Below are 6,345 nucleotides of genomic sequence, written 5' to 3'. Positions count from 1 at the left end.
AACAGTGTCTGCGCCATCACCATGTCACCGACCCAACTGGGCCCAACGATCAGAATATTCATGTGGTTTCCAAAAACGAACCGGGGAGGCATTTACGCCTCCCCGCCTCGATAATCATTGTGGAAGCGGCGCTGCTGGCGATGGGTCATTTCCTTCAACATGACTGTCGACTGTCACTCCACTATCGCGAGCAGGCTCACTCCTACATTGTTTTGCATCTGTTCACATCACTGCGCTCAGCGCAGATCAATGTGGGAGCGAGCTTGCTCGCGAAGGGGCCATCACATCCGACATCGGTGTCGTCTGACACTCCGCCTTCGCGAGCAAGCTCGCTCCCACAGGGTATTGGGTGCTGCATAAACCGCTTTCAGCTTAGCCCCATCTCTTGCCATATCCGCAAAACCTGCCGGCGTTCGTCGGCAAACTGGTCGCCCGGTATCACCCCGGCGTCCTTCTGCAAGGCCTGCCGGTGGGCGGCGGAGCGGTAGGCCTTGTAGGCCTCACGCAACAGACTGGCATCTTCGGCGGGCATCAGCCCTTCGTGTTCCAGCTCTTCCAGAATGCGGATGTTATCGGTCCAGCGCAGCAGCGGTAGATGGCTGTGCGACCACGCCAGGGCCGCGTATTGCACCATAAATTCAATATCGACGATACCTCCGGCGTCCTGCTTGAGGTCAAACGGCACGCCCGCGTCGAACGCATTCGCCGCCGTGCCGGCCGCGGTGCTGCGGGTACCGAGGTTGTCGCGCATCTTCGCGCGCATCTCGCTGACTTCCTGTTGCAGTTTGGCCAGATCCCGTGGTTTGCCCAATACCTGCGCGCGTACTTTCTCGAAGGCCTGGCCAACATCCTGACTGCCCACCAGCACCCGCGCGCGCACCAAGGCCTGATGCTCCCAGGTCCAGGCTTCGTTTTCCTGATAGCGGGCGAACGCGCCGAGGGAACTCACCAGCAACCCGGAAGCGCCGGAAGGACGCAGGCGCATATCCACTTCATACAGCTGGCCGGAGTTGGTCTGCGCCGTGAGCAAATGAATGATCCGCTGCCCCAAACGCGTGAAGAACTGCGCACCGTCGATGGATTTCGGCCCGTCGGTTTCCGCCTGCGGATCACCGTCATGGATGAACACCAGATCCAGATCGGAACCATGCCCCAATTCGATACCGCCGACTTTGCCATAACCGACAATGATGAAGCCGGGATCGCACAGCGTACCGTCGGTGCGCAGCGGCGTGCCGTACTTGGCCACGGTCTGCCGCCAGGCCAAGGCCAGCACTTGTTCGAGAATCGCCTCGGCCAGCCAGGTCAGGTAATCGCTGACTTTCATCAACGGCAGGCTGCCGGCGATTTCCGAGGCGGCGACGCGCAAGCGGTGCGCCAGTTTGAAATGGCGCAGGGCTTCCATTTGCTGCTCGAGGTCGTCTTCGGGAATTCGCGTCAGGCGTTCGCGCAACTCGGCCGCCAGTTCCGGCGCCAGCGGCGGCTTGAACAGCCGACCTTCGTTGAGCAATTCGTCGAGCAGCAACGGGAAGCGCGTGATCTGCTCGGCAATCCACGGGCTCGCCGCACACAAGGTCAGCAGGCGACGCAGCGCACCGGGGTTTTCCGTGAGCAAAACCAGATACGCCGAACGCCGCGCCACCGCTTCCACCAGTGGCAGCACGCGCTCGAGCACCAGATCGGGATTGTCGTGCTCCACCGCTTGCGCAAGCAGTCGCGGAATAAAAGCATCGAGACGCTCGCGCCCCAGCCGCTGCATCGCGCGCAATTGCGGACTGCCGCGCAAACCGGCCAGCGCCTTCAGGGCTTTGCCGGCATCGACGAAACCGCCCTCCTGCAACTGCCGGCACGCGGCCTCTTCGTCCTGTTCTTCCTCCCACAGCGGCAGCCATTCACCACCGACCACCACTTCGCTTTCGCCGCCCTCTTCTTCGTCGGGATCAGCGATCACTTGGGCGAAATGCCAGGCCACGCGCCCGCGCCAGTACATCAGTTGTTCGTGGAACGCCGACCAATCGGCGAAGCCCAGCATGAAGGCGATCCGCGCCTGATCCTGAGCGCTGTCCGGCAGCATCTGCGTCTGACGGTCGGCAATCGCTTGAATGGCATGTTCGGTGTAACGCAGAAACTCGTAACCCTCGCGTAACTCACTGACCACCGCCGGCGGCAGATAGCCTTGCCCTTCCAGCGTGCTCAGCACCTTTAATAAAGGACGCTGTTGCAGGCTCAGGTCGCGGCCACCGTGGATCAGTTGAAAGGCCTGCGCGATAAACTCGACTTCACGAATGCCGCCGGAGCCGAGCTTGATGTTGTCGGCCATACCCTTGCGCCGCACTTCCTGCTGGATCAACTGCTTCATGGTGCGCAGCGCTTCGATTGCCGAGAAGTCCAGATAGCGCCGATAAACGAACGGCCGCAGCATGTCGAGCAACTGCGCGCCGGCAACCTGATCGCCAGCCACCACCCGCGCCTTGATCATCGCGTAGCGTTCCCAGTCGCGGCCCTGATCCTGGTAATACTGCTCCAGCGCGTTGAAGCTGAGCACCAGCGCACCAGACGATCCGTATGGACGCAGGCGCATGTCGACGCGGAAGACGAAGCCGTCGACCGTCATGGGATCCAGCGCCTTGATCAGACGCTGGCCGAGGCGGATGAAGAATTCCTGATTATCCAGCGAGCGTTTCACGCCGACGGTTTCGCCGCCTTCGGGGTAGGCGAAGATCAGGTCGATGTCGGAAGACAGATTCAGCTCGACCGCGCCGAGCTTGCCCATGCCGAGGATGACCATCTGCTGCGGCTCACCGCTGCGCCGCCCGGTCGGCGTGCCGAATTGCTCGCAATGGCGGCTGTACAGCCATTGATAAGCCTGATCGATGGTGGCGTCGGCCATGTCCGAGAGGTCGCGGCAGGTCTGCACCAGATCGGCCTGGCGGGTCAGGTCGCGCCAGATGATCCGCACCTGATGGCGTGCGCGCTGGCGACGCAAGGCGCGGCCGAGTTCGTCTTCGCTCTGCGCGCTGTTCACAGCGGCGGCAATCTGTGCGCACAGCTCGCCGGGCGCAAACGCTCGATCAAGTTCGCCGGACGCGACCAGCGACAACAACATCAAAGGGTCACGAATGCTCTGTTCAATGACAAATTCGCTGGCGGCGCTGACGCGGGCGAATTGCGCCCAGCGCTCCGACGTCCAGTTCGACAGGCCGTGATCGTCTTCAAGGGCGGCGACGGACGTACGGAACGACTGCTCGGATCGGCTGACCAACGGCAGGAGAATGGCGGGCAGTTCGGCAAGCACGGGCAGGGTCATGGTCTATCCTTGATCGGCGTATTGAGGGCCGCTTGTAGTGAATGATGAAAACCCGCTACGCGAAGGACTGTCGAACAAAAGTTAGAAATAGCTGAAATTTCTTCTTCTTTGGCATCCAGCATCAAACTTTCACCTTATTCGGATGGAAATCGACCCGCCTTAACGATTATTCTCACAACGCAGTCGGAGGCCACAAGCCTTTCATCTGTAGTTTTACTACTCGTCTATACATTCGAAAGGCTGAAATGCCGGAAGATTTGTAGTAAAACTACACGCCGCCGGAACAACCTGTCGGCAATCCAAGAATTTTAAATCGTCTGCCCACAAGGCCAGTCGCAAACTCAGGCAACCGATTCTGGAAGCCTTTCCGCCCTGGAGCAAGCCATGCAAGACCTCGATCCCGTCGAAACCCAGGAATGGCTGGACGCCCTGGAATCGGTTCTCGACAAAGAAGGCGAAGACCGTGCTCACTATCTGATGACCCGTATGGGCGAACTCGCGACCCGCAGCGGCTCGCAGCTCCCTTACGCGATCACCACGCCTTACCGCAACACGATCCCCGTTACCCACGAAGCACGCATGCCTGGCGACCTGTTCATGGAACGCCGCATTCGCTCGCTGGTACGCTGGAACGCGATGGCCATGGTAATGCGCACGAACCTGCGAGATTCGGACCTGGGTGGTCACATCTCCAGCTTCGCTTCCAGTGCGACCCTGTATGACATCGGCTTCAACTATTTCTTCCAGGCCCCGACCGACGAACACGGCGGCGACCTGATCTACTTCCAGGGCCACACCTCGCCAGGCGTTTACGCCCGCGCATTCATGGAAGGCCGCATCACCGAAGACCAGATGAACAACTTCCGTCAGGAAGTCGATGGTCAAGGCCTGTCGTCCTATCCGCACCCTTGGCTGATGCCTGACTTCTGGCAGTTCCCGACCGTATCGATGGGTCTGGGTCCGATCCAGGCGATCTACCAGGCGCGCTTCATGAAGTACCTGGAGCACCGCGGTTTCATCCAGCCGGGCAAACAGAAAGTCTGGTGCTTCCTGGGCGACGGCGAGTGCGACGAGCCGGAATCCCTGGGCGCGATCTCCCTGGCCGGCCGCGAGAAGCTGGACAACCTGATCTTCGTCATCAACTGCAACCTGCAGCGCCTCGACGGCCCGGTTCGCGGCAACGGCAAGATCATCCAGGAACTCGAAGGCGTGTTCCGTGGTGCGCAGTGGAACGTGACCAAGGTCATCTGGGGCCGTTTCTGGGACCCGCTGCTGGCCAAGGACGTCGACGGTATCCTGCAACGTCGCATGGACGAAGTCATCGACGGCGAGTACCAGAACTACAAAGCCAAAGACGGCGCGTTCGTTCGCGAGCATTTCTTCAACACGCCTGAACTCAAGGCAATGGTTGCCGATCTGTCCGACGACGAGATCTGGAAACTCAACCGTGGCGGCCACGACCCGTACAAGGTCTATGCGGCGTACCACGAAGCGGTCAACCACAAGGAACAACCGACCGTCATCCTCGCCAAGACCATCAAGGGTTATGGCACCGGTGCCGGCGAAGCGAAAAACACTGCGCACAACACCAAGAAAGTCGACGTCGACAGCCTGAAGCTGTTCCGCGACCGCTTCGACATCCCGGTCAAGGACGAAGAGCTGGAGAACCTGCCGTTCTTCAAGCCAGAGCCAAACAGCGCCGAAGCCCGTTACCTCGCCGAGCGCCGTGCCGCACTGGGCGGTTTCGTGCCGCAGCGCCGTGCGCAGAGCTTCAGCGTACCGACTCCGGACCTGGACACCCTGAAAGCCATCCTCGATGGCTCGGGCGACCGTGAAATTTCCACCACCATGGCTTTCGTGCGGATCCTCGCGCAACTGGTCAAGGACAAGGAAATCGGCCCGCGCATCGTCCCGATCATCCCGGACGAAGCCCGTACCTTCGGTATGGAAGGCATGTTCCGTCAGCTGGGTATCTACTCCTCCGTCGGCCAGCTCTACGAGCCAGTCGATAAAGACCAGGTGATGTTCTACAAGGAAGACCAGAAAGGTCAGATCCTTGAAGAAGGCATCAACGAAGCAGGCGCCATGAGCTCGTTCATCGCTGCCGGTACTTCGTACTCCAGCCACAACCAGCCGATGCTGCCGTTCTACATCTTCTACTCGATGTTCGGCTTCCAGCGTATCGGCGACCTGGCCTGGGCCGCTGGCGACAGCCGTACCCGTGGCTTCCTGATCGGCGGCACCGCCGGCCGCACCACCCTGAACGGTGAAGGTCTGCAGCACGAAGACGGTCACAGCCACCTGCTGGCCGCGACCATCCCGAACTGCCGCACCTACGATCCGACCTACGGCTACGAGCTGGCGGTGATCATTCAGGACGGCATGAAGAAGATGACCGAAGAGCAACAGGACATCTTCTACTACATCACCGTGATGAACGAGTCGTACCAGCAGCCAGCCATGCCGGCCGGTGCCGAAGAAGGCATCAAGAAAGGCATGTACCTGCTCGAGGAAGACACTCGCGATGCGGCGCACCACGTTCAGCTGATGGGCTCCGGCACCATCCTGCGTGAAGTGCGTGAAGCGGCGAAGATCCTGCGTGAAGAGTTCAACATCGGCGCTGACGTGTGGAGCGTTACCAGCTTCAACGAACTGCGTCGCGACGGCCTCGCTGTAGAGCGCAGCAACCGTCTCAAGCCTGGCCAGAAGCCTAAGCTGAGCTACGTCGAAGAGTGCCTGAACGGCCGTAAAGGTCCGGTCATTGCTTCTACCGACTACATGAAGCTGTTCGCCGAGCAGATCCGTCAGTGGGTACCGTCCAAGGAATTCAAAGTCCTGGGCACCGACGGTTTCGGCCGCAGCGACAGCCGCAAGAAACTGCGTCATTTCTTCGAAGTCGACCGTCATTTCGTGGTGTTGGCAGCCCTGGAAGCACTGGCTGACCGTGGTGATATCGAACCTAAGGTGGTGGCTGAAGCCATCGCCAAGTTCGGCATCGACCCGGAAAAACGCAACCCACTGGACTGCTGAGGAGACAT

3 protein-coding genes are annotated in these 6,345 nt (G+C 60.3%); 1 reads left to right on the top strand and 2 read right to left on the bottom strand.

From position 1 onward, the window contains the following. Positions 1 to 367: 367 nt before the first annotated feature. Both glnE and D8U71_RS28760 read right to left on the bottom strand, forming a co-directional pair. Complete coding sequence (glnE, locus tag D8U71_RS09755; protein WP_130887677.1) at positions 368 to 3,307, bottom strand: bifunctional [glutamate--ammonia ligase]-adenylyl-L-tyrosine phosphorylase/[glutamate--ammonia-ligase] adenylyltransferase; 2,940 nt, start codon at positions 3,305 to 3,307, stop codon at positions 368 to 370. Continuing rightward, a complete protein-coding gene (locus tag D8U71_RS28760; RefSeq protein WP_258604617.1) occupies positions 3,304 to 3,429 on the bottom strand; it encodes a hypothetical protein in 126 nt (41 codons plus the stop codon). Before D8U71_RS28760 ends, glnE begins: the two co-directional genes overlap by 4 nt. A gap of 262 nt (positions 3,430 to 3,691) precedes the next feature. On the opposite strand from D8U71_RS28760, the gene aceE reads away from it, so the two are divergent. Next, a complete protein-coding gene (gene aceE / locus D8U71_RS09750) occupies positions 3,692 to 6,337 on the top strand; it encodes a pyruvate dehydrogenase (acetyl-transferring), homodimeric type (RefSeq protein ID WP_024011316.1) in 2,646 nt (881 codons plus the stop codon). Positions 6,338 to 6,345: the final 8 nt, after the last annotated feature.

The sequence above is a fragment of the Pseudomonas sp. Sample_21 genome (assembly GCF_004307525.1).
Lineage (GTDB): Bacteria > Pseudomonadota > Gammaproteobacteria > Pseudomonadales > Pseudomonadaceae > Aquipseudomonas > Aquipseudomonas atacamensis.
This window is presented reverse-complemented; position numbering and strand designations above follow the sequence as displayed.

Bases quoted from the DNA above. Each gene is read 5' to 3' on its own strand.
- D8U71_RS28760 (WP_258604617.1), bottom strand. From the start codon at position 3,429: ATGCTGGATGCCAAAGAAGAAGAAATTTCAGCTATTTCTAACTTTTGT.
- glnE (WP_130887677.1), bottom strand. From the start codon at position 3,307: ATGACCCTGCCCGTGCTTGCCGAACTGCCCGCCATTCTCCTGCCGTTG.
- aceE (WP_024011316.1), top strand. From the start codon at position 3,692: ATGCAAGACCTCGATCCCGTCGAAACCCAGGAATGGCTGGACGCCCTG.